The organism is Actinomadura pelletieri DSM 43383 (assembly GCF_003634705.1).
GTDB classification, from domain to species: Bacteria; Actinomycetota; Actinomycetes; order Streptosporangiales; family Streptosporangiaceae; genus Spirillospora; species Spirillospora pelletieri.
Genome location: NZ_RBWU01000005.1, coordinates 393,978 through 420,624 on the forward strand (window position 1 = coordinate 393,978; position 26,647 = coordinate 420,624).

General features: G+C 71.4%; 24 protein-coding genes. 12 read left to right on the plus strand and 12 right to left on the minus strand.

Translation table 11 applies throughout. From position 1 onward, the window contains the following. Window positions 1–67: 67 nt before the first annotated feature. A complete protein-coding gene (locus BZB76_RS23615) occupies window positions 68–1,423 on the plus strand; it encodes a DNA recombination protein RmuC (RefSeq protein ID WP_121436589.1) in 1,356 nt (451 codons plus the stop codon). An 80-nt stretch (window positions 1,424–1,503) separates the two neighbouring features. After that, complete coding sequence (locus BZB76_RS23620) at window positions 1,504–2,067, plus strand: DUF6542 domain-containing protein (protein WP_121436590.1); 564 nt, start codon at window positions 1,504–1,506, stop codon at window positions 2,065–2,067. A gap of 4 nt (window positions 2,068–2,071) precedes the next feature. Here BZB76_RS23620 and BZB76_RS23625 read toward each other — a convergent pair whose 3' ends face one another. Next, complete coding sequence (locus tag BZB76_RS23625) at window positions 2,072–3,037, minus strand: 4-hydroxy-3-methylbut-2-enyl diphosphate reductase (RefSeq protein ID WP_121436591.1); 966 nt, start codon at window positions 3,035–3,037, stop codon at window positions 2,072–2,074. Window positions 3,038–3,288: 251 nt separating this feature from the next. Between BZB76_RS23625 and BZB76_RS23630 the strand changes: the two genes are divergently transcribed. From BZB76_RS23630 to BZB76_RS23640, 3 genes are all read left to right on the plus strand, one after another. Further along, window positions 3,289–4,044 (plus strand): DUF8129 domain-containing protein, encoded by a 756-nt coding sequence (locus tag BZB76_RS23630; protein WP_121436592.1) that lies wholly within the window; start codon window positions 3,289–3,291, stop codon window positions 4,042–4,044. Between the two features lie 386 nt (window positions 4,045–4,430). Continuing rightward, window positions 4,431–5,645, plus strand: coding sequence for an exodeoxyribonuclease VII large subunit (gene xseA, locus BZB76_RS23635; RefSeq protein WP_121436593.1), 1,215 nt, complete (start codon window positions 4,431–4,433; stop codon window positions 5,643–5,645). A gap of 24 nt (window positions 5,646–5,669) precedes the next feature. Continuing rightward, a complete protein-coding gene (locus tag BZB76_RS23640; RefSeq protein WP_121436893.1) occupies window positions 5,670–5,906 on the plus strand; it encodes an exodeoxyribonuclease VII small subunit in 237 nt (78 codons plus the stop codon). Window positions 5,907–5,924: 18 nt separating this feature from the next. On the opposite strand, the gene BZB76_RS23645 is transcribed toward BZB76_RS23640, so the two are convergent. Further along, window positions 5,925–6,653 carry a DUF4245 domain-containing protein gene (locus BZB76_RS23645; RefSeq protein ID WP_121436594.1) on the minus strand — a complete coding sequence of 243 codons (729 nt, stop codon included), beginning with the start codon at window positions 6,651–6,653 and terminating at the stop codon, window positions 5,925–5,927. A 20-nt stretch (window positions 6,654–6,673) separates the two neighbouring features. Further along, complete coding sequence (locus BZB76_RS23650; RefSeq protein ID WP_121436595.1) at window positions 6,674–7,339, minus strand: TetR/AcrR family transcriptional regulator; 666 nt, start codon at window positions 7,337–7,339, stop codon at window positions 6,674–6,676. Between the two features lie 217 nt (window positions 7,340–7,556). On the opposite strand from BZB76_RS23650, the gene glpX reads away from it, so the two are divergent. Then, complete coding sequence (gene glpX / locus BZB76_RS23655) at window positions 7,557–8,591, plus strand: class II fructose-bisphosphatase (RefSeq protein WP_121436894.1); 1,035 nt, start codon at window positions 7,557–7,559, stop codon at window positions 8,589–8,591. 92 nt (window positions 8,592–8,683) lie between these two features. On the opposite strand, the gene BZB76_RS23665 is transcribed toward glpX, so the two are convergent. Further along, window positions 8,684–9,262 (minus strand): DUF1707 SHOCT-like domain-containing protein, encoded by a 579-nt coding sequence (locus BZB76_RS23665; protein WP_121436596.1) that lies wholly within the window; start codon window positions 9,260–9,262, stop codon window positions 8,684–8,686. A 203-nt stretch (window positions 9,263–9,465) separates the two neighbouring features. Here BZB76_RS23665 and BZB76_RS23670 point away from each other — a divergent pair, with 203 nt between their 5' ends. Together BZB76_RS23670 and BZB76_RS23675 are read left to right on the plus strand one after the other, a co-directional pair. Then, on the plus strand, window positions 9,466–10,368 hold the full coding sequence (locus BZB76_RS23670) for an ABC transporter ATP-binding protein (RefSeq protein ID WP_211343179.1): 903 nt from the start codon (window positions 9,466–9,468) through the stop codon (window positions 10,366–10,368). Next, entirely contained in the window at window positions 10,365–11,174 is an 810-nt protein-coding gene (locus tag BZB76_RS23675) for an ABC transporter permease (RefSeq protein ID WP_121436597.1), read from the plus strand. Before BZB76_RS23670 ends, BZB76_RS23675 begins: the two co-directional genes overlap by 4 nt. Window positions 11,175–11,205: 31 nt before the next feature. Here BZB76_RS23675 and BZB76_RS23680 read toward each other — a convergent pair whose 3' ends face one another. Together BZB76_RS23680 and pdxR are read right to left on the minus strand one after the other, a co-directional pair. Further along, a complete protein-coding gene (locus BZB76_RS23680; RefSeq protein WP_121436598.1) occupies window positions 11,206–11,436 on the minus strand; it encodes a hypothetical protein in 231 nt (76 codons plus the stop codon). Between the two features lie 28 nt (window positions 11,437–11,464). Next, window positions 11,465–12,946, minus strand: a complete 1,482-nt coding sequence (gene pdxR / locus BZB76_RS23685) for a MocR-like pyridoxine biosynthesis transcription factor PdxR (protein ID WP_121436599.1) — start codon at window positions 12,944–12,946, stop codon at window positions 11,465–11,467. Window positions 12,947–13,059: 113 nt separating this feature from the next. On the opposite strand from pdxR, the gene BZB76_RS23690 reads away from it, so the two are divergent. The 4 genes from BZB76_RS23690 to BZB76_RS23705 all read left to right on the plus strand — a co-directional run bounded on the left by BZB76_RS23690 (window position 13,060) and on the right by BZB76_RS23705 (window position 18,568). Further along, the gene (locus tag BZB76_RS23690) at window positions 13,060–14,076 is read left to right on the plus strand and encodes a DMT family transporter (RefSeq protein ID WP_121436600.1); all 1,017 of its coding nucleotides are present in this window, start codon (window positions 13,060–13,062) and stop codon (window positions 14,074–14,076) included. Window position 14,077: 1 nt separating this feature from the next. Then, a complete protein-coding gene (locus BZB76_RS23695; RefSeq protein ID WP_121436601.1) occupies window positions 14,078–15,718 on the plus strand; it encodes a fumarate hydratase in 1,641 nt (546 codons plus the stop codon). 109 nt (window positions 15,719–15,827) lie between these two features. After that, window positions 15,828–17,081, plus strand: coding sequence for a serine/threonine-protein kinase (locus BZB76_RS23700; RefSeq protein WP_170180717.1), 1,254 nt, complete (start codon window positions 15,828–15,830; stop codon window positions 17,079–17,081). Between the two features lie 80 nt (window positions 17,082–17,161). After that, complete coding sequence (locus tag BZB76_RS23705; RefSeq protein WP_121436603.1) at window positions 17,162–18,568, plus strand: class II fumarate hydratase; 1,407 nt, start codon at window positions 17,162–17,164, stop codon at window positions 18,566–18,568. 22 nt (window positions 18,569–18,590) lie between these two features. Here BZB76_RS23705 and BZB76_RS35375 read toward each other — a convergent pair whose 3' ends face one another. The 6 genes from BZB76_RS35375 to BZB76_RS23735 form a co-directional block, all read right to left on the minus strand. Then, a complete protein-coding gene (locus BZB76_RS35375) occupies window positions 18,591–19,568 on the minus strand; it encodes an aggregation-promoting factor C-terminal-like domain-containing protein (protein ID WP_211343150.1) in 978 nt (325 codons plus the stop codon). Between the two features lie 423 nt (window positions 19,569–19,991). Continuing rightward, window positions 19,992–21,350 (minus strand): PhoH family protein, encoded by a 1,359-nt coding sequence (locus BZB76_RS23715; protein WP_121436896.1) that lies wholly within the window; start codon window positions 21,348–21,350, stop codon window positions 19,992–19,994. Window positions 21,351–21,467: 117 nt separating this feature from the next. Continuing rightward, on the minus strand, window positions 21,468–22,283 hold the full coding sequence (locus BZB76_RS23720) for an isoprenyl transferase (RefSeq protein ID WP_170180739.1): 816 nt from the start codon (window positions 22,281–22,283) through the stop codon (window positions 21,468–21,470). Between the two features lie 299 nt (window positions 22,284–22,582). Further along, window positions 22,583–23,104 (minus strand): hypothetical protein, encoded by a 522-nt coding sequence (locus tag BZB76_RS23725; RefSeq protein ID WP_121436605.1) that lies wholly within the window; start codon window positions 23,102–23,104, stop codon window positions 22,583–22,585. Window positions 23,105–23,253: 149 nt separating this feature from the next. Continuing rightward, window positions 23,254–24,432, minus strand: coding sequence for an NlpC/P60 family protein (locus BZB76_RS23730; RefSeq protein WP_121436606.1), 1,179 nt, complete (start codon window positions 24,430–24,432; stop codon window positions 23,254–23,256). A 224-nt stretch (window positions 24,433–24,656) separates the two neighbouring features. Beyond that, window positions 24,657–26,642, minus strand: coding sequence for a thioredoxin domain-containing protein (locus tag BZB76_RS23735; RefSeq protein WP_121436607.1), 1,986 nt, complete (start codon window positions 26,640–26,642; stop codon window positions 24,657–24,659). Between the last annotated feature and the right edge of the window lie 5 nt (window positions 26,643–26,647).

A 26,647-nucleotide genomic window follows, 5' to 3' on the forward strand; every position in this document is an offset into this window, starting at 1 on the left:
TCCGGGGACGCAGGGCCTCCCGGCGCGTCGCGGTCGTCGTTCGCGGCCGCGCTGTCACGATGAAGGGATGGACCTCGCGCTGTTCACCGGCCTCGTCGTCGGCGCCGTGTTCGGCGTCGTCGCCGGGTACGCGCTCGCGACCGGTCGGCAGGGCACCCTGATCGCGCGGGCGAGGGCGGCCGAGGAGAAGCTCGCCTACGCCGAGGAGCGGATGGCCGAGCATTTCGAGAACCTGTCGGCGAAGGCGCTGGACGCCAGCAACCAGCGGTTCCTGGAACTGGCGGACGCGCGGCTGAAGGCCGCGGGCGTCGAGGCGGCCGGTGAGCTGCGGCGGCGGGAGCAGGCCGTGGAGCATCTCGTCGCGCCGTTGAAGGAGACCCTCGCCAAGGTGGAGGAGCAGCTCCGCGAGGTCGAGACGGGACGCCGCGAATCACACGCGATGCTGGCCAAACAGGTCGATTTCGTCCGGCAGAGTTCCGACCAGCTGCGCCGCGAGACACAGTCGCTCGTCCGGGCCCTGCAACGGCCGGAGGCCCGCGGACGCTGGGGCGAACTGCAACTCCGCCGCGTCGTGGAACTCGCCGGGATGACGCACCACTGCGACTTCGACGAGCAGGCCGACTCCGTCACCGTCGACGGGAGGGTGCGGCCCGACATGGTGGTACGGCTGGTGGGCGGCAAGAGCATCGTCGTCGACTCCAAGGTCTCGCTGGCCGCGTACCTGCAGGCCGCCGAGAGCGGCGATCCGGTGCGACTGGACGCGCACGCCCGGCATCTGCGCGACCATGTCGACCGGCTGGCGGCGAAGTCGTACTGGCAGGCGTTCAGCCCCGCTCCGGAGTTCGTCGTCCTGTTCATCCCGGGTGAGGCGTTCCTCGCGCCCGCGCTCGACCGCGACCCGGGCCTGCTGGAGTACGCGATGCGCCGCCGCGTGCACATCGCCACACCGACGACGCTCATCTCGATGCTGCGGACGGCGTCCTACGCCTGGCAGCAGGCCGCGCTGTCACGGAACGCGCGCGCGGTCTTCGATCTCGGCAAGGAACTGTACGAGCGCCTGGGAACGATGGGCCGCCATGTGGACGATCTGGGCCGTGCGCTGACCGGCGCCATCAAGTCCTACAACCGGACGGTCGGCACGCTCGAAACCCGCGTGCTGGTCAGCGCGCGCAAGTTGAACGAACTCGGCGTGGTCGACGAAGGCCTGGACGGGCCGGGCCCCGTGGAGGAGAGCCCCCGCGCGCTCTCCGCCGCCGAACTGACCGCCCACGACGAACCGTTCTCCGCCCCTCCGGACGACCGACTCCCCGACGACGTCTCCGGCGGCGAGGAACGTCCTCGGCCGCGCTCGGGAGCCGAGGCGATAGGTTTCGGCGGACGGCCCATCCCTGAGCAGAACGACCGGCGGAAGGGGTGGCGATGAGTTCCACGACGAGTTCTTCGAAGAGTCCTTCGACGGTACGCGACACGCCGGGCGGCGCGTCGTCGGCGCCAGGGGGTCAGGTGGCACGTGAACGCGGCGCCTCCGCGCGGGCGCGGGCGGCGGCCTCCACGAGCGGCGCGACCAGCCTCACCGGGCGCGGCGGCATCGTCGTCATGTTCGGCGCCGGGGTGGTGTGCGGGCTGCTGTCGCGCTGGTTCGGGGTGCCGCTGCTCGCCGGTGCGGGCTTCGCGATCGGCTGCGCGCTCGCCGCGTTCGCGACGCGTCCCGCCGACCTGCTCACGCTCGTCGTGAGCCCGCCCGTGGTGTTCTTCGGCGCCACGTTCACGGTCGTCCTCGTCACGACGCTCGGCCACGGTTCGCTGCTGCGCGGCCTCACCGTGGGCGTGCTCACCGCGTTGGCGTCCGCCGCGCCGTGGCTGTTCTTCGGCACGGCGCTGGTCGTGGCCATCTGCCTGGCCCGCGGGCTGAGGACGAACATCCGGGAACTACGGGACAAGCTCGCCGGGGTTCGCCTCTTCGAGAAGGAGGAGAACGAGAACCCCGTCCGGTGGGACGAGGCGCCCGCCAAGTCGGCCACCGGATCCCACGCCCGGACGCGGCGCCGCTCCCACCAGAACGACTGAGGGATCAGACGGGCGTGATGCGCAGGTCCTTGCGGAGTTCCTTCGGGAGCGAGAAGCGCATGTGCTCCGAGACGGACTCGATCTCCTCCGCCTGACCGAAGCCGCGCTCGTACAGCCACGCCAGCACGTCCTGGACCAGTCCGTCCGGGACGGACGCGCCGCTGGTGACGCCGACGGTGGTGACGCCCTCCAGCCAGGCGGGGTCGATGTGCTCGGCGTAGTCGACGAGGTGGGCGTCGTCCGCGCCATGCTCCTTGGCGACCTCGACGAGCCGCACGGAGTTGGACGAGTTCGTCGAGCCGACCACGATGACGAGGTCGGACAGGGCCGCCATCTCCTTAACCGCGACCTGCCGGTTCTGCGTGGCGTAGCAGATGTCGTCGGACGGCGGGTCGGTCAGCTTGGGGAACCGTTCGCGCAGCTTCTCGACGGTGGCGACGGTCTCGTCGACCGACAGTGTCGTCTGCGACAGCCACGCGACCTTCTCCGGGTCGCGGACGGTGACGTTGACGACGTCGTCCGGGCCGTCCACCAGATGGATGTGGTCGGGCGCCTCACCGGTGGTGCCGATGACCTCCTCGTGACCCTCGTGCCCGATCAGCAGGATGTCGTAGCCCTGCGCGGCGAACCGCACGGCCTCCTTGTGGACCTTGGTGACCAGCGGGCAGGTCGCGTCGATGGTGCGCAGACCCAGGTTCTGCGCCTCCTCGTGCACGACGGGCGCGACACCGTGCGCGGAGAACACCACGATGGCGCCCTCGGGGACCTCCTCGGTCTCGTCCACGAAGATCGCGCCGCGTTCCTCCAGCGTCTTGACGACATGGACGTTGTGGACGATCTGTTTCCGGACATAGATCGGCGCCCCGTACTTCTCCAGGGCGATCTCGACCGTCTGCACCGCACGGTCGACGCCCGCGCAGTAACCACGCGGCTTTGCGAGCAGGACACGGCGCTCGGTGTTGGCGGTCATGCGTCTATCGTACGAGTTGACGGCACGGGGGCCGCACAGCGGCGGGAGACGCCCGCCTGACGGGGTGAGAGCCCGTCCCCGGTGGGGACGAACCCCAGGTGGAACGCGCTGTGATCCTTCGCACGCCGATTTTGGACAGATTTCCATTAACTCGGGGTGACCATGATCGCACCCGTGGGGCAGAGTGACCAACGACGAGCGATGCCGCGTGACCGATCCGGTGTTCGATGCGGCAAGGAAGAGGAAAGACGATGACGAAATCGCCGCGCCGCCTCAAACAACAGGTACAGGACACGGTGGGCGAACAGGTCCGTGACCTTCCGTTGCACGCCGTCCGGCTGGCCATGTTCGGCGTCGGCCGGGCGTTGCTGCTCGGCGACCGGGTGACCCGCGACTTCAAGGAGATCACCGAGGGCGGCGGCGTGAAGCCGGTCCTCGGACGCCTACGCGACGACGTCCAGGGCACGGCCGAGAAGGTCGTGGGACGGGTCCTGGAACGCGTCCACGGCGAGGAGCCCGAACCCGCGCCCGAGCCGAAGTCCGCCCCCGAGCCGGGGCCCACGCAGCCGAAGCACGCGGGACGGCCGACCGGTGAGGAGATCTCCATCGGCAAGCCGGGCGGCGGGACGCGGCACACGCCGAAGCACGCCCGTCCCGGACCGCCGCCGAAGCCCGCGAAGCCCGGCGCACTCGGCAGGCGCCACGCCGAATCGACGGGCAAGACCGGGGACCGGCCGAAGGACGAGGCCCGCTCGAACGGCAAGGCGGAGTTCGAGCCGAGGCCGGAGAGCAAGCCCGCCGCGCCCGCCGAGGCCGAGCGCCTAGCGGAGAGCCTTCCGGTGCCCGACTACGACAACGCCACGCTGCCGCAACTGCGCGCGCGCCTGCGCGGCCTGTCCGTCGACCAGGTGAAGCTGCTGCGCGAGTACGAGCGCAAGCACGCCGCCCGCGAGGACGTCATCCGCATGTACGAGCGCCGCATCGCAAAGCTGAACGGCACTAGCTGACCACGCAAAGCCCAACGAAACGCGCCCCAGAACCTGTCACGACGCGACCTCAGCCCACGCGAACGCGTGACCCGCCCGGCGCAACACCGCCAAAGGCAAGCGACCCGGGCGGATCGCAAAGCGAAGCACGTTCACCCAGGCCCGGTCACACAACGAGCCGCCAGGCGAACGAAGTGCGCCGGTCCTACAACCAACACAACGACCTCAGCCCGCACCCGAACGCGTTACCCGCCCGGCGCAGCGACGCCGGAGGCGAGCGCAGCCGGGCGGATCGCGAAGCGATGTCGCGTTCGCCCAGGAACGGTCACGCAGCGAGCCGCCAGGCGAGCGAAGTGGGCCGTGCCTGCAATAAACACAGCCGGGCCTGTAGTAAATAGGCTTTCTGCATGGCGATGGAGACCACGGCGGAGTCCCCTGTCCCGGTGCGGACGGTTCTGCAGGCGGTGAGTGGCTGGATCGGTCGGCTCGGCCGTATCTGGGTCGAGGGGCAGATCACCGACCTGAACGCCCGCGGCGGGACGGTTTACATGACGCTTCGCGACCCGGTGGCGAACATGTCGGTGCGGGTCGTCGGGCCGCGTGCCGTGTTCGAGGCGGCCGGGCCGGCGGTGACGGACGGCGCCCGCGTGGTCGTCCATGCCAAGCCCGACTTCTGGATCAACCGGGGGACGTTCTCGCTCAGCGTTCTGGAGGTCCGGCCGGTCGGCGTCGGGGAGCTGCTGGCCCGGTTGGAACGGCTCAAGCGGGTGTTGGCGGCCGAGGGGCTGTTCCGGCCCGAGCGTAAGCGGCCGCTGCCGTTTCTGCCCGGCAAGATCGGGCTGATCTGCGGCCGTGACTCCGACGCCGAGCACGACGTGTTGCAGAACGCGCGGCGGCGGTGGCCGGCGGTGGCGTTCCGGGTCGAGAACACCGCGGTGCAGGGCTCGTACGCGGTCGGCGAGGTGATGGAGGCGCTCGGCGCGCTGGACGCCGACCCGGAGATCGACGTGATCATCATCGCGCGGGGCGGTGGCGCGATGGAGGATCTGCTGCCGTTCTCGGACGAGGCGCTCGTCCGCGCGGTGTCCGCGGCCCGTACTCCCGTTGTCAGCGCCATCGGGCACGAGCAGGACTCCCCGATCCTGGACCTGGTCGCGGACGTGCGGGCGTCCACTCCGACCGACGCGGCGAAGAAGACGGTTCCCGACGTCCGGGAGCAGCTTCAGCTCGTCCGGCAACTGCGCGACCGGGGACGGCGCTGTCTGGCGGGCGGGCTGGAGCGGGAGGAGGCGTGGCTGCGGTCGATCCGGTCGCGGCCCGCGCTGGCCGACCCGGTACGGGAGATCGAACGGCAGTCCGAACAGGTCATGGCGCTACGGGACCGGTCGCGGCGCTGCCTGTCCGGCGCGCTGGACCGGGCCGGTGACCAGCTGGCCCACACCCGTGCCCGGCTGCTGACCCTCTCCCCCGCCGCGACCCTCGAACGCGGCTACGCGATCGTTCAGCGGGACGACGCGTCGGTCGTGCGGGAGTCGTCGGCGGTGCGGGACGGCGAGCGGCTCCAGGTGCGGCTGGCCTCCGGCCGTCTCGGGGTCACGGTCACCGAACGCGCGGACTCGTGAGCGAAGGACCGTAGGGTGGGGCAGGTGGCGGACGAGAAGGGGACGGCGGACAAGCCGTCGTACGAGCAGGCACGCGACGAACTGGCGGACGTCGTCAAGCGGCTGGAGGCGGGCGGGCTGACGCTGGAGGAGTCGCTCGGCCTGTGGGAGCGGGGCGAGAAGCTCGCGGCGATCTGTGAGGAGTGGCTGGAGGGCGCACGGGCCCGGCTGGCCGCCGCCCTCGAACGGCCGGGTAACGGCGACTCGGCCGCCCCGTTCTGATCACGCCGTCCGGGTCGGTCAGGACCCCGGAGTGGCGGTCGCCTTGGGCGTCAGCCCGGCGCCGTTCTTGGTCTGCGGCTTCAGGGACGCGGCGAGGACCGCCAGCTCCTCGTAGGACGCCGTGCCGGTCACCACGATGCTCACGCCGTCCGGGAGGGTCCGGGCGAGGGAGTTCGCCTTCTTGTCCTTGCGGTGGTACTTCGTCCAGGCGACGCCGTTGACCTGGTGCGTCCCGGTGGGTTTGCTGCTGTTGGCCATGCGCGGGACGTACTCGGACGCCTTCTCGTTGCTCTGCTCCAGGGCCGCGTACTCGTCGTTCGGCGTCACGAAGCCCAGATGCCAGGCGACGGGCTTCTGCTTGTCCGCGCCGTCCAGACCGTGGACGCGAGAGCTGGTCGGGCGCCACCGGGCGGGGAGCCCCTCGGGCGCGTGCACCGTGTAGGGCGCGTCGTTGCGCATCACCCACAGCTGCGAGCCGTAGTCGACGGTCGGCAGGACCTCCTCGTCGCTGCGCGGCGTGATGGCGTAGATCACCAGCACGAGCAGCAGGCAGGCGCCCATCGCCATGGTGAAGCCGCCGAGCCCGGTGGTCAGCCGCTTGTGCGTGCCCGGACTCACCTCGATCACGGGACGCCCGGCGGGAGCACCCTCGGGGACGTCCCCGGGGGCGTCCTCATGTGCGTCCTGAGAAGCGTCCGCGCGCTGTGCCTCCGTGTCCGAGACGGAGGACTGCCTCTTGTCGGTCACCCTTCCAGGATCCCGTACGGTCAGCCGTGCCCCGTACGGGGGTTCCTGATCGTGCCGAGAATGGCCACGATCTCGTCGGCGAGCCTGCGGGCGGCGTCCTCGTCGTCCATCAGCGAGACCTCCGACACCGCCCCCGCCATCGCGCCGGTCAGCACCATGACCAGGGCCTCGTCGACACCGCCGTCGGCGGTGTTGAACAGGGCGGCGTTGCGGCGTGCCCAGGTGCCGAGCCGCTGCCGCATCACCCGGTCGAAGCCGGGCGGGCCGTCGCCGGAGATGAACAGCCGCGCGACGTCGCGCTCCTTGATGCAGCCGTCGAAGTAGGCGGTGGCCCCGGCGAGGAACTGCTGCATCGGGTCGGTCACGCCCGCCTCCCGCACGGCGTTGATCGCCTGGCGGGTCCGCACCTGCTGGCTGTTCTGGAAGTTCTCGTACAGCGTCAGGTACAGATCGGCCTTACCGCTGAAGTGGTGGTACAGGCTGCCGACGCTCGCGCCCGCCTTCGCGACGATGTCGGTCACCGCGGCCTGGGCGAACCCCGACTCGCAGAAGACGTCCCTCGCCGCGGCGAGCAGGGCGCCGCGGGTGGCCGCCCCGCGGTCGGAACTGCGCGCGGGAACGTCGGCGGGCGCCGCGCCTTCGGTGCGGGTCACCCCACCGGGCGGAACGTCGATATGGCTGCTCATGATGCCTGAGATTACGCCCTCTCCCAGGGGGAAACATCCCTTCCCCGTGCGGCCGTCACTTCCGGCTACACCGTCGCGGCGACCTGAACACGCCATCCGTGCCGGTACGACCGGTGACCCGCTGGTCTGGTCCAATTTGTTGCAGGACGTCCGGTCCACGGAGAATCCGAAGTCACAACAGAACGTGTTCACCACCCAACAAGGGGGCCGCGCCGTCATGACCGATGAGTCCACCGTTTCCTCTCCGCTCACGACCGAACCCGCGGCCCCGGACCGGAACCTGGCGTTGGAGCTGGTACGGGTGACCGAGGCCGCCGCCATGGCCGCGGCCCGCTGGGTCGGCCGCGGGGACAAGAACGGCGCCGACGGTGCCGCGGTGAACGCGATGCGCCAGCTCATCAACACCGTGTCCATGCGCGGTGTCGTCGTGATCGGCGAGGGTGAGAAGGACAACGCGCCGATGCTGTACAACGGCGAGGAGGTCGGGGACGGCTCCGGCGCCGAGTGCGACGTCGCCGTGGACCCGGTGGACGGGACGCGGCTCACCGCGCTCGGCATGAACAACGCGATCGCGGTGCTGTCGGTGGCGCCGCGCGGGTCGATGTTCGACCCGTCCGCCGTGTTCTACATGGAGAAGCTCGTGACGGGCCCGGAGGCCGCCGACGTCGTCGACATCGAACGTCCGATCGCCGACAACATCCGCGCGATCGCCCGCGCCAAGGGCTCCTCACCCCACGACGTGACCGTCTGCATCCTGGACCGTCCCCGGCACGAGGGCATCGTCAAGGAGGTCCGCGAGGCGGGCGCGCGGATCAAGTTCATCATGGACGGCGACGTGGCCGGCGCGATCATGGCGTGCCGTCCGCACACGGGCGTCGACCTGCTGCTCGGCATAGGCGGCACGCCCGAGGGCATCATCGCGGCGTGCGCGATCAAGGCGCTGGGCGGGGTGGTCCAGGGCCGGCTGTGGCCACGGGACGAGGAGGAGCGGCGCAAGGCGATCGACGCGGGTCACGACCTCGGCCGGGTGCTGACCACCGACGACCTGGTGACCTCGGACGACGTGTTCTTCGCCGCGACCGGCATCACCGACGGCGAGCTGGTCGACGGCGTCCGCTACCGCAAGGGCACGGCCGTCACGAACTCCCTCGTCATGCGCTCGCGCAGCGGCACCATCCGGATGATCTCCAGCGAGCACCAGCTCGGCAAGCTGCGCGCCTACAGCTCCATCAACTTCGACACCGCGGTGTGACGGACGGCCGCGGACGCCCGCCGTCCGCGGCCCCACCTCCCTCGCCCCTACCTCTTCCGGCCCTACCTCTTCCGGCCCTACCTCTTCCGGCCCTACCTCTTCCGGCCGAGGCGGCCACGGACGCGGGCGCGCAGCGTGCGTCTGGGCGCCTGGGCGCGGACCGAGCCGAAGATCATGGTGCCGCCGATCTCGATGGTCGGGCCGTCGTTGTCGGGCCGGTCCCGCAGGTCGCGGGCGGTGAGGATGGTGCGCCCGGTGACGTCGACGCGGACGCCCACGGGCACGAGCAGCCGGATCCGGCCGCCGAGGACCATCGACTCGACCACGATGTGGCGGCGCTGGAGGACGGCCTCGCGCAGGTCCAGTTCGACCGTCCCGAACAGGGCGAGCAGGGGAAGCTTCACCGGGACGACCCAGCGCCCGTCCCGGCGGGTGCGGCCGAACAGGACCGAAACGGGACGGTCGTCCACGAGGATCGGCTGGGACTCCTCCGGGCCGAGGTCGCCGGTGAGACCGGTGAGTTCGCCCAGGGTGCGGGCGGCGTAGGCGCGGGAGACCCGGTCGGCGTGCTCGTCGGCGGTGAGGCGCCCGTCCGCGACCGCCTCACTGAGGACGGCGACGACACGTTCGCGGTCGGCGTCGGACGCGCGCAGGTCGCGCACGCTCGTCACCTTCCCGGTCCTACGGGTGGCCGGACGCGGTTCACGATCTCGCTGGGGGACGTCCACATCACGAGGTTAACCGGCGCGATCACGGCCCACCGCGAGAAAACCATTGGGGCCGAGCCCACCCGACTCCTTAATGTGAGGGAATGACCGTGCAACGTGCACAGACCGCCTCTGATCAGGAGGATTCCTCCGGGTCGCCCGAGGAGATGGCGATCAGGCTGCGCGGCGTGGTGAAGCGCTTCGGGGACTTCACCGCGGTGAACGGGCTCGACCTGGACGTCCCCCCGGGCATCTGCCTGGGGCTGCTCGGCCCTAACGGCGCCGGGAAGTCGACCACGATGAAGATGCTCACCGCGCAGGCGATCGCCACCGTGGGCAGCATCCACGTGCTCGGCTTCCGCGTCCCGGAGGAGTCCAAGCGCGCGCGGGCCGCGATGGGGGTCGTCCCGCAGCAGGACAACCTCGACGAGGAGCTGACCGCCCGCGAGAACCTGGAGGTGTTCGCGCACCTGTACCGGGTGCCGCGCCGGGCGCGGCGGCAGGCCGTGGACGACGCGCTGGCCCTCGCGCACCTGACCGAGCGGCAGTCGACCAAGGTGGACGACCTGTCCGGCGGTATGCGGCGGCGGCTGCTGATCGCCCGTGGCCTGGTGCACCGTCCCGCGCTGGTGCTGCTGGACGAGCCGACCGTCGGCCTCGACCCGCAGGTCCGCGCGGAGCTATGGGGCCTGATCGACGGGCTGCGGGCGGGCGGCACGACCGTGCTGATGTCCACGCACTACATCGAGGAGGCCGAACGGCTCGCGGACGAGTGCGCGCTGATGTCGCACGGCCGCGTCATCGCCCGCGGCTCACCGGCGAGCCTGGTGGCCGAGTACGCGGGCGATCAGGTCGTCGAGCACTACGGGCCGCCCGACCGGCTGGCGGAGGTGGAGCGGCTCGCTCAGGCGGCCGGGCTGCCCACGCGCCGCACCGGCCCGTCGGTGTCGGTGCTGAAGGCCGAGACCATGCCGCCTTCCCTGGCCGACGACCTGGGCCCGGACGGCGTCCGCCGTGCCGCCAGCCTGGAGGACGTGTTCGTGGTACTCACCGGGGAGCGTGTGGAATGAGCGGGCAGACGGCGGTACGGGCCGAGCGGGCTCCTCGGCTTCGGCGGTTCGAGTTCGCGCCCGTGCGGGGCATCTGGCGGCACGAACTGGCCCTCTACAAGCGTTACTGGAGGTCGCAGTCGTTCGCCTCGATGGTGGAGCCCACGTTCTTCCTGCTGGCGTTCGGCTACGGGTTCGGCTCGCTGGTCGCGGTGGTCGGCGACTACAGGTACCTCGACTTCGTCGCGACGGGCGTCGTCGGCACGGCAGCGCTGTTCACGTCCGTGTTCCCGGGGATGTTCAACGGCTACATCCGGCGGGTGTTCCAGCACACCTACGACGCGATGCTCGCGGCGCCCGTTGACGTCCACGAACTGGTGACGGCCGAGGCCCTGTGGATCGCGGCGAAGTCGGCGGTGTACTCGTGCACGCCGATCGTCGTCGGGATGTTCTTCGGCCTCGATCCGGCGTTCGGGATGCTGCTGGTGCCGTTCGTGACGTTCTTCACCGCGCTCGGCTTCGGCCTGTTCGGGATGTGGACGTCCTCGGTGGTGCCGTCGATCAACTCGTTCGACTACGTGATCACCGGGGTGGTGACGCCGCTGTTCCTCATCGCCGGGACGTTCTTCCCGATCGACTCGCTACCCGGCTGGGCACAGAACGCCGCCTACCTCAACCCGCTGTACCACTGCGTGGAACTGGTCCGCGACGCGGTCTTCGGCCTGGAGCCGCTGGCCGACCTCGGGCACCTGGCCGGGCTCGTGGTGTTCGCGGCGTTCATGTGGCTCATCGCCGTACGGGGAATGCGTAAGCGCCTCATCGGCTGAGAGTACGAACTCATGGGACGCGCGGGCCGGTTCAGCCGATCTCCAGCGCCCGGACGGCGCGGTCGCCCTCGGCCAGGGCCTGCTCGGGCGTCAGGTCGCGCAGGGCGCGGCTCAGCGCCACCTCGGCGGCGTCGGCCGCGGCCCGGAGGGTCACGGCGTGCTCCTGCGCTCTCTCGAGGTCGCCCAGGCCGACACAGTCGAAGGCCACCTGCGCGTCGTGGCCCGCCATTCTCAGCTGCCTCGCGGCCTCTTCCAGACTCATGGATCACTCCTACCTCGGGGATGTCGTTCTACCCCTCAGCACCGGGAGTAACCGCCTGGCCGAGCAGTCGGGCGGCTTTGACCAGCCGCGGCTCGGACAGACCCGCGTATCCGAGGACGAGTGCGGGCGGGGCGCCGGCCGCGCGTCCGAGCGACCACATGGGACGGGCGGCGGCGACGGACACCCCGGCGTGGGCGGCGCGGGCCACCACCTCGTCCTCGTCGCATCCTCCGGGAAGCTCCACGTACAGGTGAATGCCCGCTGAGACGCCGTGAACCACGGCGCCGGGCAGGTGGACGCGCAGCGCGTCGACCAGCGCGTCCCGCCGGGCCCGGTAGCGCCGCCGCATCGTGCGCAGATGCCGGTCGTACCCGCCGCTCCGGAGGAACTCGGCGAGCGCGTACTGCTCCAGGACGGGCGCGCCGAGGTCGGTGGTGCCGCGATGCTCCCGCAGCCGCCCGGCGACGGCCGGGGGCGCGACCGCCCAGCCGAGGCGCAGCGCGGGCGCGAGGGACTTGCTCACCGAGCCGAGCAGGACGACGCGGTCCGGGTCGACGCCCTGGAGGCAGCCGACGGGTTCGCGGTCGTAGCGGAACTCGGCGTCGTAGTCGTCCTCCAGGATCAGGCCGTCGACGTCCCTGGCCCACGCGATCAGCTGGGCGCGGCGGCGGGCGGACAGCACCACACCGGTCGGGTACTGGTGCGCGGGGGTGACGAGGACGGCCCGCGCCCCGGTGCGGGCGAGGGCGGCGACGTCCAGCCCGTCCGCGTCGACGGGGACGCGGACCACGCGCAGGCCGGACGCGTCCAGCATCGGCAACTGCCGGTCGCTGGTCGGGTCCTCGACGGCGAGGACGGGATGGCCGTCGGCGCGCAGGGTGCGCAGCAGCGCGGACAGCGCGTGCGCCACCCCGTTCATGATCACGACACGGTCGGCGTCGGCATGGGCCGCCCGGACCCGCCCGAGGTAGTCGGCGAGTTCGGCGCGCAGGGCGGGGATGCCGGCGGGGTCGGGGTAGGTCAGCGCGTCGTGCGGGAGCGTGCGCAGCGCGGCGCGGGCGGCGGCGATCCAGCGTTCGCGTGGGAAGGCCGACAGGTCCGGTTTGCTCGGCCACAGGTCGTACGGGAGCGTGGCGTCCGGCCGGGGGTCGCGGGCCGAACGCGCCCCACCTCCCGACGCACCACCCGACACGCCACCCGACGCGCCACCCGACGCGCCGCGCGCCGTGTCGGGGGGCGCGCCGGTGGGACGGCAGTCGGGGCGGGCCAGCGGGGCTATGCGGGTGCCGTCGCCGCGCCGCGCGACCAGGAATCCCTCGGCGGTCAGCTGCTCGTAGGCGGCGACGACGACGCCGCGGGAGACGTCCAGATCGCGGGCGAGGTCGCGGCTGGACGGCAGTCGCGTTCCGGCGGTCAGCCGTCCGGCGCGCACGGCCGCGCGGAAGCCCGCCGCGATCTGCGCCGCGAGCCGACCGGCGGACCGGTCGATCGGGAGATGAAGGTCGGTCACATGACTCTCAGCGTCAAGAGGGAGTGCGCCGTCACGCAACGTCTAATGGCCCATTCTCACCGGCCTCGATTGGCACTGTTGGATGGGCCAAGCGGACTTCTAGCGTTCCGCTCATGAACTCCTCCCACCAGCGCGGCATGATCGGTGCCGGATCCGCGATGTTCCTGGTCGGATCGCTGACCGCCGTGTCGGCGACCATCGCCGACTACCCCGTCTTCGGCGGCCAGGCGGCGCGGTACACGGTCGCGGCCCTGGTGCTGCTGGCCGTGGTCCGGTTCGCCGGTCGTCCCGCCCGGCGTTCGGCGGCGCCGCGCCCGTCCCCGACCCGCCCCTCCCTTCGGGACTGGCTGCTGCTCGCGGCCCTGGCGAGCACGGGCCTGGTCGCGTTCAACGTCTGCATCGTCGCCGCCACGCGGGACACGAGCCCGGCCACGATCGGCACGGTGATCGCGACGGTCCCGATCGTGCTGGCGCTGATCGGCCCGCTGATGGACGGACGCCGCCCGGCCCCGATGCTCGTCCTGGCGGCGTGCGTGGTGGCGTCCGGCGCCGCGCTCGCCAACGGGCTCGGCAGCGGCAGCGTCCGCGGCCTGCTGCTCTCGCTGGGCGCGCTGGCCGGGGAGGTCTGCTTCTCGCTGCTGGCGGTGCCGCTGCTGCCGCGCCTCGGCCCGCTGCGCGTCTCGGCCTACTCGACCGCGCTCGCCGCGCCGATGCTGCTGGTCGTCGGCCTCGCCGTGGACGGGACGGGCGTCGTGCGCACCCCCACGGCGGGCGAGCTGGCGGGCTTCGCGTACCTGTCGGTGTTCGTCACGACGATCGCGTTCCTGCTCTGGTACGGCTCGATCGGACGGCTCGGCGCCGACCGCGCCGGGCTGTTCGCCGGGGTGATCCCGATCAGCGCGGTGATCACGACGGTGGTGCTCGGCATCGCCCGGCCGAGCCTCGCCGACCTGACCGGCGCCGCCCTGGTCGCGGCGGGCGTCGTCGTCGGCCTATGCGCCCGGACCGCCCCCCGCGAGCCCGCCCCGACCGAACCCGGCTCGGTTGGCCCCGCCCCTGCTGAACCCGTCCCGGCCGAACCCGTAACCTGTGAGGCGACCCCCATCGTCATCGCGCGAGGATCTTCCTGAGATGCCTGAGTTCTCCTTCACCGACCTGCTGCCGCTCGGCCCGGACGACACCGACTACCGGCTGCTCACCACGGACGGCGTCGCCACCTTCCAGGCGAACGGGCGGACGTTCCTCCAGGTCGAGCCGGAGGCTCTGCGGTTGCTGACCGAGACCGCGATGCGCGACATCTCGCACCTGCTGCGTCCGGCGCATCTGGCGCAGCTCCGCCGGATCCTGGACGACCCCGAGGCGTCCCCCAACGACCGGTTCGTGGCGCTGGACCTGCTGAAGAACGCGGGGATCTCCTCCGGTGGCGTCCTGCCGATGTGCCAGGACACCGGCACCGCGATCGTGATGGGGAAGCGCGGCCAGCACGTCCTGACCGACGGGAACGACGAGGAGCACATCTCGCGCGGCGTGTACGACGCGTACACGAAGCTGAACCTGCGCTACTCGCAGATGGCGCCGGTGACGATGTGGGACGAGAAGAACACCGGCACGAACCTGCCCGCGCAGATCGAGCTGTACGCGGCGCCCGGTGAGGCGTACAAGTTCCTGTTCATGGCCAAGGGCGGCGGCAGCGCGAACAAGTCGTTCCTGTACCAGGAGACCAAGGCCGTCCTGAACCCGAAGCGGATGATGTCCTTCCTGGAGGAGAAGATCCGTTCGCTCGGCACGGCCGCGTGCCCGCCCTACCACCTGGCGATCGTCGTCGGCGGCACGTCCGCCGAGTACGCGTTGAAGACCGCCAAGTACGCCTCCGCCCACTACCTGGACGCGCTGCCGACCGAGGGTTCGCCGCTCGGGCACGGCTTCCGCGACCTGGAGCTGGAACTCCAGGTGTTCGAGCTGACGCGCAGGCTCGGCATCGGCGCGCAGTTCGGCGGCAAGTACTTCTGCCACGACGTCCGGGTGATCCGGCTTCCCCGGCACGGCGCGTCCTGCCCGGTGGCGATCGCGGTGTCGTGCAGCGCCGACCGGCAGGCCCTCGCCAAGATCACCGCGGAGGGCGTGTTCCTGGAGCGGCTGGAGACCGACCCGGCGCAGTACCTCCCCGACACGACCGACGAGCACCTGGACGACGAGGTCGTCCGGATCGACCTGAACCGTCCGATGGACGAGATCCGCGCCGAGCTGACCCGGTACCCGGTGAAGACGCGGCTGTCGCTGACCGGGCCGCTCGTCGTGGCCCGCGACATCGCGCACGCCAAGATCAAGGAGCGGCTGGACGCGGGCGAGCCGATGCCGCAGTACCTGCGCGACCACGCCGTCTACTACGCGGGCCCGGCCAAGACCCCGGAGGGTTACGCGTCCGGGTCGTTCGGCCCGACCACGGCCGGGCGGATGGACTCCTACGTCGAGCAGTTCCAGGCCGCCGGAGGCTCGCTGGTCATGCTGGCCAAGGGCAACCGGTCCAAGCAGGTCACCGACGCCTGCAAGGAGCACGGCGGCTTCTACCTCGGCTCGATCGGCGGCCCCGCCGCCCGGCTCGCCCAGGACTGCATCAAGAAGGTGGAGGTCCTGGAGTACCCGGAGCTGGGCATGGAGGCGGTCTGGAAGATCGAGGTCGAGGACTTCCCCGCGTTCATCGTGGTGGACGACAAGGGCGAGGACTTCTTCGCCGACACCACCGGACCCGTCCTCGGCATCGGCCGCCGCTGACGCCCGTTCCGGAGGTTTCTTGCCGGAAGGCCACATTACTGGCCCGAAATCCACATTGGTCATGCCGTCTCCGGGATGTCCACCGGGCCACTCCGGTATCTTTTCCGCCATGTCACAGTCAGAGCGCCTCGTTCTCGCGACGCGCTACCGGCTGGTCTCGGAAATAGGCAAGGGTGCCAACGGCATCGTGTGGAGAGGGCACGACGAGCTTCTGGATCGCTCCGTCGCGATCAAGGAGCTGCGGGTCCCCGAGAACCTCTCCGAGGACGACCGGGTGGTCTTCTACCGCCGCACCCTCCGGGAGGCACGTGCGCCGGCACAGTTGCGCACGCACTCCATCGTCGAGGTGTACGACGTCGTCATCGAGCAGGGGCGCCCCTGGATCGTGATGGAGATGATCGAGGCGCCGAGCCTCGAACAGCTCATCGAACGGTCGGGGCCGATGCCGCCCGAACGCGTCGCGCACATCGGCCGCGCGCTGCTGGACGCGCTCAGCACCGCGCACAAGGCCGGGATCGTGCACCGCGACCTGAAACCGAGCAACGTGATCCTGGACGGCGACCGCGTCGTCCTGACCGACTTCGGCCTGGCCTACTCCTCCGGCTCGGCCAGCCTGACGAAGACGGGCCACTTCATGGGCTCGCCCGCGTACGTCGCGCCCGAGGTGGCCGCCGGGGAGCGGGCGACGCCGCGTTCCGACCTGTGGTCGCTCGGCGCGACGCTGTTCGCCGCGCTGGAGGGCCATCCGCCGTTCGAACGCGAGAACGTCATGGCGACGCTGAGCGCGCTCGCCAACGAGTCGCCGCCCGCCCCGCAGAACGCGGGCGAACTCACGCCGGTGATCGTCGGGTTGCTGGAGAAGAACCCGACCCGCCGGCTCAGCCACGCCCGCGCGGTCGACCGGCTCGACCGGGTCCTCACCGGCCCCCGGTCCGCGCGGCGCGCGCAGACGCCCCGGTACCGCGTGATGGTCGTGATCGGGCTGCTCGGCGCGACCGTGGCGTCCTGCGGGATCGGCGCCGCCGCCCTCATCATCGGCATGACACGGCAGAACTCGGGACCGACCCCGACCGAGGCGTCGTCCAGTCCGGCGGGCGACGCGCAGGACATCCCGGCCGGCGTCGCGAACAGCACGCTGACCATCCGCGCCCGCAACTCCGTCTGCAAGGTCTTCGTGTCGGTCCCGGACGGCGCCGTGCTCAGCGACGAGACCCTGCGGGAGGGCGAGGCCCGCCGGTACGACCAGCCACGCCTCAACGCGGTCATCTACGACGCGTCCGCCTGCGACATCTGGGTCAACGGGCGCCGCAAACCCCTCGGCACCCCCGGCGAACGCAAGAACTACACGCTCACCAAGGAGTGACACACCCCACCTTGGGGAATGCGGGAGCCACCCATCCGGCTGCCATGAGTGGCGGCTCAGGACGCGAAGGGGAGGCTTGCATGGACGAGCGGGAGTTCCGCGTCGAGCACGACTCGATGGGCGAGGTCCGGGTTCCGGCGGCCGCGAAATGGCGGGCGCAGACGCAACGCGCGGTGGAGAACTTCCCGATCTCGGGACGGACGCTGGAGCCCGCGCACATCGCCGCGCTCGGCCACATCAAGGCCGCCGCGGCGACGGTGAACGCGGAACTGGGGGTCCTGGACGCCGACCTCGCCGCCGCGATCGCCGAGGCCGCCCGCGAGGTCGCGGACGGCAGATGGAACGACCAGTTCCCGATCGACGTGTTCCAGACCGGGTCCGGGACGTCGTCCAACATGAACGCGAACGAGGTCGTCGCGACGTTGGCGGAGGAACGGCTGGGGCGTCCCGTCCACCCCAACGACCATGTGAACGCCTCTCAGTCGTCGAACGACGTGTTCCCTTCGTCCATCCACATCGCGGCCACCGGAGCCGTCCTCGGCGACCTGATCCCCGCGCTGCGGCATCTACGGGACGCGCTGGACCGCAAGGCCGCCGAGTTCGCGACGGTCGTGAAGGCGGGCCGCACCCACCTGATGGACGCGACGCCCGTGACGCTCGGCCAGGAGTTCGGCGGATACGCGGCGCAGGTCGGGCATGGTGTGGAGCGGCTGGAGGCCGTCCTGCCGCGACTGGCGGAGCTGCCGCTCGGCGGCACCGCCGTCGGCACCGGCATCAACACCCCGGACGGCTTCGGCGGCCTCGTCATCGCGGAGATCGCGCGGGCCACCGGGCTGCCGCTGACCGAGGCCCGCGACCACTTCGAGGCGCAGGGCGCCCGGGACGGCCTGGTGGAGGCGAGCGGCGCGCTCCGCACCGTCGCGGTGAGCCTCACCAAGATCGTCAACGATCTGCGCTGGATGGGCTCCGGCCCGCGCGCCGGGCTCGCCGAGATCCGGCTGCCGGACCTGCAGCCCGGCTCGTCCATCATGCCGGGCAAGGTGAACCCGGTGATCCCGGAGGCGGTCGCGCAGGTCGCCGCGCAGGTGGTCGGGAACGACGCGGCGGTCGCGTTCGGCGGCGCGTCCGGCGCCTTCGAGCTGAACGTGACGCTGCCGATGCTGGCCCGCAACGTCCTGGAGTCGATCACCCTGCTGGCGAACGCGTCACGGCTGCTCGCCGACCGCTGTGTCGACGGCATCGAGGCGAACGTCGACCGGCTCCGCGAGTACGCCGAGTCGTCGCCGTCCATCGTGACGCCGCTGAACCGCTACATCGGGTACGAGGAGGCCGCGAAGGTCGCCAAGCAGGCGCTCAGCGAGCGCAGGACCATCCGCGAGGTGGTGCTGGAGCGCGGCTATGTCGACGAGGGCAAGCTGACCGTCGAGCAGCTCGACGCGGCGCTCGACGTACTGAAGATGACGGGCACGTCCCAGAAGCCCCGGTGAGCGTCCGGAGACGTGGGTCGGATCAGTACCAGCCGACCGACTGGGAATGCGACCACGCGCCGCAGGGGGTCTTGTAGCGGCCCTTGATGTAGCCGAGGCCCCACTTGATCTGCGTGGTGGCGTTGTTCTGCCAGTCGGGTCCGGCGCTGGCCATCTTGGAACCGGGGTTGGCCTGCGGAATGCCGTACGCCTCCGACGACGGGTTGTCGGCGTGGACGTTCCAGTGGCTTTCCTTGTTCCACAACTTCACCAGGCAGCCGAACTGGCCGTCGCCGGAGAACCCGTATCTCGGCATCAGGCTCTTGGCGATCTTCTGCGCCTCGCCCGCCGGGACCGGGTCGCCGGTCGGACCGCCGCCGCCGTTGCCACCGCCGCCGCCGTCTTCTGGCTTCTTGGTGGGGAGCGGTTTGCCCTTCGGGAGCAGGGACGGGACCTTGCCGTCGTCCTCGCGCGCCTCGCGGGAGGCACGGTCGAGCGCCAGCCGGCGCCGCTGCTCCTCCAAGACCTTCGGGTCCACCGGCGGCGGAGGGTCGGCGACGGTCCGTCGGTCGGGCCTGATCTTCGCGCTGTCGCCGCCGCCGGAGTCGCCGGTCAGCGCGAACACGGCGACGGCGCCGCCGCCGAGCAGCACCACGGCGCCCGCGGCGATGGCCGCGACCTTCTTGCCGCCGCTCCTGCCGGGGCCGCCCCGGCCCGTGCGGTCGGTGGGGGCCGGATGGTCGGGAGTGAGCTCGTCGCGCGGCGCCTCGCCAGGAGCGCCGGCGCGGAGACCTTCGGCGGAGTACGCCTGGAAGCCGAGGGTGTCGCCCGCGGGCGCGCCGGCCTGGCGCGGCACGCTGCCCGCGACCTTGACGTCGTCCTCGTGCGGCGAGGAGGGCGACGCCTGCGGCGTCGGTGGCGTCGGGGGCGCCGCGAAGGGGTCGACGGTCTGGACGGGGGTCCGGAAGTCGAAATCCTGTCGATCGTCTCGCCTAGGGGAGCCGGGATGCTCTCCGTACAAGGCGGTCCTTCCGACGGTCGCACGAGCATGGACACGCGCACGAACTGATTCCACCCCCTGCCGTCGCGCGCGTTGATGGGGGGACGCGCGCCGACCCGGCACCGCTGGGGGGTGCTTACGGGGAGACACAATGCCCGAGGCCGAGGGTCGCTCCGCAACCGAATCGAGACGAAAGCTGCGGCCGTGACCGTTGTCAACCGGCCGGACGAACCGCCGAAACCACAACGAGAGCAGGGGTTCCACGCCCTCATGCCGACACCTGTGACCTTCATCACAGGCTGACGGAACGAGTCCACTTGATCACATTCCGTGGAGTGAAATCCGACGAGCGTTCCGAAACCACGAATCCCGGCGGCCGGCGCACACCGGACCGCCGGGACCCGTCCCTTCTCTCGTCCTGTGTCGCCCCGGCTGCCTCGCCCGTCAGCCGATGACGTCGCCGAGCATGTCGGTGACCAGGGCGGCGATCGGCGACCGCTCCGACCGTGTCAGCGTCACATGCGCGAACAGCGGATGCCCCTTGAGCTTCTCCACCACCGCGGCGACGCCGTCGTGCCGCCCGACCCGCAGGTTGTCGCGCTGCGCCACATCATGGGTCAGGACGACCCGGGAGCCCGCGCCGATCCGCGACAGCACGGTCAGCAGCACGCCGCGTTCCAGCGACTGCGCCTCGTCCACGATGACGAACGCGTCGTGCAGCGAGCGGCCCCGGATGTGGGTGAGCGGCAGGACCTCCAACATGTCACGGTCCACGACCTCGTCGATGACCTCCGGGGTCGTCACCGCCGACAGGGTGTCGAAGACGGCCTGCGCCCACGGCGACATCTTCTCGTTCTCGGTGCCGGGCAGGTAGCCGAGCTCCTGGCCGCCGACCGCGTACAGGGGACGGAACACCACCACCTTGCGGTGTCGTCCGCGCTCCATCACGGCCTCCAGGCCCGCGCACAGCGCGAGGGCCGACTTGCCGGTGCCGGCCCGCCCGCCGAGTGAGACGATGCCGATGTCCTCGTCCATCAGCAGGTCGAGGGCGATCCGCTGCTCCGCGGACCGGCCGCGCAGCCCGAACACCTCCCGGTCCCCGCGTACCAGCTTCACCGACTTGTCCGGCTGCGTCCGGCCGAGGGCCGAGCCACGCTCCGACAGCAGCCGCAGACCCGTGTGGCACGGCAGGTCCCGGGCCTCGTCGAGGTCCACGGTTCCCGACTCGTACAGCTCCTCGACGGTCGCGCCCGACACCTCCAGCTCCCGCATGCCGGTCCAGCCGGACTCGACGACGGCGAGTTCCGCGCGGTACTCCTCGGCGGTGAGGCCGACCGCGGACGCCTTCACCCGCATCGGCAGGTCCTTGGAGACCAGGACGACGTCGCGACCCTCCTGGGCCAGCCACGCCGCGACCGACAGGATGCGGGTGTCGTTGTCGCCGAGCCGGAACCCGTCCGGGAGGACGGACGGGTCGGAGTGGTTCAGCTCGACTCGGAGCGTTCCGCCCTGGTCGCCGAGCGGCTCCCCGCCCGACACCGGCGCGACCGAGACCGGCTCGTCCAGCCGCCCATGGCGCAGGCGCAGGTCGTCCAGCATGCGCAGGGCCTGCCGGGCGAAGTATCCGAGCTCGGGGTGGTGCCGTTTGGCCTCCAGCTCGGAGATGACAACGATGGGGAGTACGACCTCGTGTTCGGCGAACCGGGTCGGCGCTCCCGGGTCGGCGAGCAGGACGCTGGTGTCGAGGACGTACGTGCGCCGACCCGGGACGGGTGTTTCCGTCCTGTCTGACGGGTTCCCCACCGGGTTCCCGGACGTGCCGGGACGGCGCGCGGAGGTTGTGGCCACTCGATCTCCCTGATCATGGGGGACGTACGCGCGCCGGTCCGCCGCACGGGCGGTGGGGCCGGAAAGGGGCCGTCAGGAACCGTAGCGCCGGTGCCGCGCGGCGTAGGAGCGCATGGCCCGGAGGAAGTCGACCTTGCGGAAGTCCGGCCAGTGGACCTCGCAGAAGTGGAACTCCGAGTGGGCGCTCTGCCAGAGCATGAAGCCGGAGAGACGCTGCTCCCCCGACGTTCGGATGACCAGGTCCGGATCCGGCTGGCCGCGCGTGTAGAGATGCTCCGCGATGTGCTCCACGTCGAGGACCTCGGCGAGTTCCTCGATGCTGGTGCCCCGGCTCGCCTGCTCGATGAGCAGTGAGCGCACCGCATCAGCGATCTCACGCCTACCTCCATACCCAACCGCGACGTTCACAATCAGGCCGGGTGCGTCGGATGTGGCCTCACCCGCGTCTTTCAGGACACGTGCGGTCTTGTCGGGCAGAAGGTCGAGGGCGCCGACGGGCTTGACATGCCAGCCGTCGGCGGCGAGCTTGCGGACGGTGTTCTCGATGATCTCCAGCAGCGGGTCCAGTTCCACGGCCGGACGATTGAGGTTGTCGGTGGACAGCAGCCACAGCGTGACGTGCTCCACCCCGGCCTCCGCGCTCCACTGGAGCAGCTCGGAGATCTTCTGGGCGCCGCGCTGGTGCCCGGAGCTCACATCGGTGAGACCCATCGACCTGGCCCAGCGCCGGTTCCCGTCCAGGATCACGCCGACGTGCCGGGGGGTGACGTCCTTGGGCAGCGACGCCTCGACCCGGTGCTCGTACATCCGGTAGACGACGTCGCGGACGGCGGCGTACGGGCCGCTGCGGCGCAGGGAGGAGGTGAGCCGCCCGCCCGCACGCCGCATGCCACGACCGATGCCGTCCCGCATGCCGTCCCGCGACTTTCCCGTGCGCCGATCCCCCATGTGGGCTTCCCTTCGAGCGGCCGTCCCTGGCGGGAGGACGCTCAATTATGGCCCGACGGCGCGACTTGTCTCACCAGCTTCTCCCCACTATTTCCGTCATTTCAGGCTAACGGGTGGAGCGTTCCGATCCGGCTCGGTGGCCTGCTCCGGCCCGGTCCTCCCGTCCCCTCTCGGCGAGCGCCGACCGCGACCGGGAAGGGGCCGGGCCCCGCCCCCGCGCCGGGGCCCGGCACGGGTCTTCAGGCCTGGGGGCCCGCGGCGCGGGCGCGCTCGACGTGCTGCAACGCGCTGCGCAGCTCGGCGAGCCACGCGTCGGTGTTCTTGCCGACGAGCCGCACGCACCAGGCGAGCGCGTCGCTGCGGCTGCGGGCGACACCGGCCTCCACGAGCGTGTCGAGGACGCGCCGCTCGGGCTGCCGGAGCCGCGTCATGACCGGCACCGACAGGGTGGTGAACATCTCCCGTTCACCGCCGCACTCGACGCCCCAGGACACCTTGTGCCCGAAGCGGCGCTCCGCCTCGCGGGCGATGCCGATGCGCCGGTCGCGGGTCTCCTCACGGAAGCGCTGGATATGCCCGGCGATCACACCGGCGCGTTCGGCCGCCGACGCCTCGGCGGCGGCGGCCGGTTCGGGGAGGCGGCCGACGACGCTGACCTCCTCACGGTCGAGGACGACCTCGGGCGCGCCCTCGAACCAGTCGTCGGGAAGCCGTCCGGAGAACCACCCGCGCAGCTGCTCCGCCGATTCGCTGTTAGCCATGTAATCAAAATTACAGCCCCTGGTCCCGCCGACGCCAGTGCGACGACCGGTGGTTCGCCGACCGGCCGGCCCGCATGGACCTCAACACGAAAGGGCGCTGTGCCGCCGCCCCCGGCGACGACACGCGTCGACCCGCGTCGACCCGCGGGTCAGCGCAGGAGGCCGTTGGCCCGCTTCGGGCTCACCCGGACGGCGCCGCGCATGTTGCGGGTGTAGACGTTCTGCACCTGCACCACGGTGCCCCTGCGCGGGGCCGCGATCATCTTGCCGTTGCCCAGGTAGAGCGCGATGTGGGAGATGTAGCCGGGCGCGGTCGGGTCGTTGGCCCAGATGAGCATGTCGCCCGGCCTGGCCTTCGCGTAGGGGATGACCCAGCCGACGCGCGCCTGGTCGGCGGCGACGCGCGGAAGCCTGATGCCGGCCTTCGCGAACGCGAACTGCATGAGGCCCGAACAGTCGTAGCCGCCCTCGGCCTCGGACTCCCCGCCCCACACGTAGGGCCAGCCGAGCCGCGTGTACGCGGCCTTGATCACCGTGCGGACCTGCTCGGCCGTCATGACGTCGCCGCGCGGGATCTCCCCGCCCGGCACGTCCCCGGGCGTCGGATAGTCGATCTCCGGGTTGACGGCGACGGCCTTGGCCTGCTCGGGCAGCACCTTACGGATCTTCTTGATGAAGGTCTTCGGCTCGGTCTTCGGCACGCTGATCAACATCGCGTTGCCGCTCGGCATGCCGAGGGCCCGCGCGGTGGTCCGGGAGATCACCGCGTCGATGTCGCCGATGCCCATCGTCGCGTACGCGCCGACCCGCAGCGGGGTCTGGCTCCAGCGTCCGCCGACGGGCACCTGGCTGCCGAGCGCGACCCCGCCGTCGCTGCCCATCGTGAAGGAGATCGCGACGTCGCCGGACGCCACGTTCCGCCACAGCGCGTCCGACTTGGCGGTGGGCTTCGGCGTGTAGTTGCGGAACGTGGACGGGTCGACGCCCAGCAGCCCGACCCGCTTGCCCGCGACCATGCCCTGCACCGCGTCCACGACCTCGACGCCCTGCACGCCCTTGACCCCGCGGATCTTGGCGACGACGGCGGACGGGAGGGCGGACGGCGCGGCCACCAGCACATGCGGGGTGAGCCGCCGGCCCAGCGGCGCGACCGTGTTCGGCGACGAACCGGTGCTGTCGGACGCGGCCACGAACCGGGTGCGTCCGCCGACTCCGGACGTGGTGGCGTCACCGCCGCGTGCCGCCAGCACGACGACATCGGCGGCGAGAGTCGTCAGCACGGAGACACCGATGATCGTCGGTAGGACCCGCCGGGTCGACTTCCCCACTGGCACTCCCTGAAAAGCTGTGCTCGGTCCCCGTCTCCTTGACCCTGATCACTGACCGCTCCGGACACGACTATGACGGAGAGGGCGGGTCACCGTCCAGATACCCCGGCGGCGCACCGGCCACCCTCGTCCAGGGATCCACGTCGGGTCAGCGTCACCCCAGCCACCTCATGGCGACCGTAGGCGTAAACGAGATCAAGTTCACGCTGCCATAAAATGGAGGATCAATCCAATTGCCGACGTAGTTCCCGGTTCAGCTCCGCCGGAGACGTGACGGGCCGGCGGCAGACGAACCCGCGGCACACGTAGGCGGCCGGGACCCCCTCCACCAGCCCGCGGCCCTCCAGCAGCGGAACGCCCGCCGCGTCCGGCGGGCCCACGCTGACCACCGCGCCCGGCGCCACCGCCATCAGCGCGGTGCGGTGCAGCGCCTCGGTGCGCACGTCGCCCGGGTCCCCGATCACCGCGATCTCCACCGGCCCCGCGGCCCGCGCCTCCGCGACGGCCAGCCCCCAGCCCGCGAACCGCGCGTGCGCGGCGGCGAGCGTGGCCGCCGGGGCGAGCGCCTCCGCCGCGGCCTGCCGGTGCCGGTCCGACGCGGTGAGCGCGGCGAACGACAGCAGCGCGCCCGCGGCGGCGAACTGCCCGGACGGCACCGCGTTGTCCGTCGGGTCCTGTGGACGGCGGAACAGCCGCTCGGCGTCGTCGGCGGTGTCGTAGAACCCGCCGGACCCGTCCTCGAAGCGTGCGAGGACGGTGTTCAGCAGCTCGCCCGCCAGCCGCACCTGCCGCGGGTCGCCGGTGACCGCGTGCAGGGCGAGCAGGCCCTCGGCCACGTCCGCGTAGTCCTCCAGAACACCGGCGTTCGCGCCCGGTGTCCCGCCCAGCGACGTCCGCACCAGGCGTCCCTCACGCAGATGCGTCTCGACCAGCAGCCGTGCCGCCTCCTCGGCCGCGCGGACGAGGTCGGGCCGGTCGAACAGCGCGCCGCACTCGGCGAGCGCCGCGATGGCCAGCCCGTTCCACGCCGCGACGACCTTGTCGTCCCGCGCCGGGGGAACCCGGTGCGCGCGTGCCGCGAGCAGGGCCGTCCGGACGCGTTCGTAGCGTTCGACGTCTGCGGGGTCGTTCAGGAGCTGAAGAACCGACGTCCCGTGCTCGAACGTTTCCGTCACCTCGAAGAGGTTCTCCGCGAAGGCGCCGTCATCGTCACCGAGGACCTCCCGCAGTTGCGCGGGCGTCCACACGTAGTACCTGCCCTCGACGCCCTCGCTGTCGGCGTCCAGCGCGGAGGCGAGACCGCCCTCGTCGGTCCGCAGGTCACGGAGCATCCAGTCGCACGTCTCCAACGCGATCCGCCGCGCGAAGGGGGTTCCGGTCAACCGCCACCAGTGCGCGTACACCCGAGCCAGCAACGCGTTGTCGTACAGCATCTTCTCGAAGTGCGGGACGACCCATCCGGCGTCCACCGAGTACCGGGCGAAGCCGCCGCCGAGCTGGTCGTACATGCCGCCCCGGGCCATCGCCTCCAGCGTGTGCCCGGCCATGCGGAGCGCCTCGTCGTCACCGGTCCGCGCGTGGTGGCGCAGCAGGAACTCCAGCACCATCGACGGCGGGAACTTCGGCGCGCCGCCGAACCCGCCGCGCGCCGCGTCGTACGATCCGGCCAGCGCCGTCACCGCGTTCGCGAGCATCTCCTCCCCGGGCGCCTCGGCCCCGCCGAGCCCGCCCTCCCGCGCGGTGAGCGCCTCGACGACCTGCTTCCCCTGCCCGGCCACCTCGTCGCGCTTCTCCGTCCACGCCTTGTGGACGGCCTGCAGCAGCGCCCGGAACTGCGCCCGCGGGAAGTACGTGCCGCAGTAGAACGGATGCCCCTCCGGCGTCGCGAACACCGTCATCGGCCACCCGCCCTGGCCGGTCATGGCCTGGGTCGCCTCCATGTAGACGGCGTCGATGTCCGGCCGTTCCTCCCGGTCGACCTTGATGTTCACGAACATCTCGTTCATGAGCCGCGCGGTCTCGGCGTCCTCGAACGACTCGTGCGCCATCACGTGGCACCAGTGGCAGGCCGCGTATCCGACGGAGAGCAGGACCGGAACGTCGCGTCGGCGCGCTTCGGCGAAGGCCGCGTCGCTCCACTCCCACCAGTCGACCGGGTTGTCCGCGTGTTGCAGCAGGTACGGGCTGGTCGCGTCCTTGAGCCGGTTCATGCCAA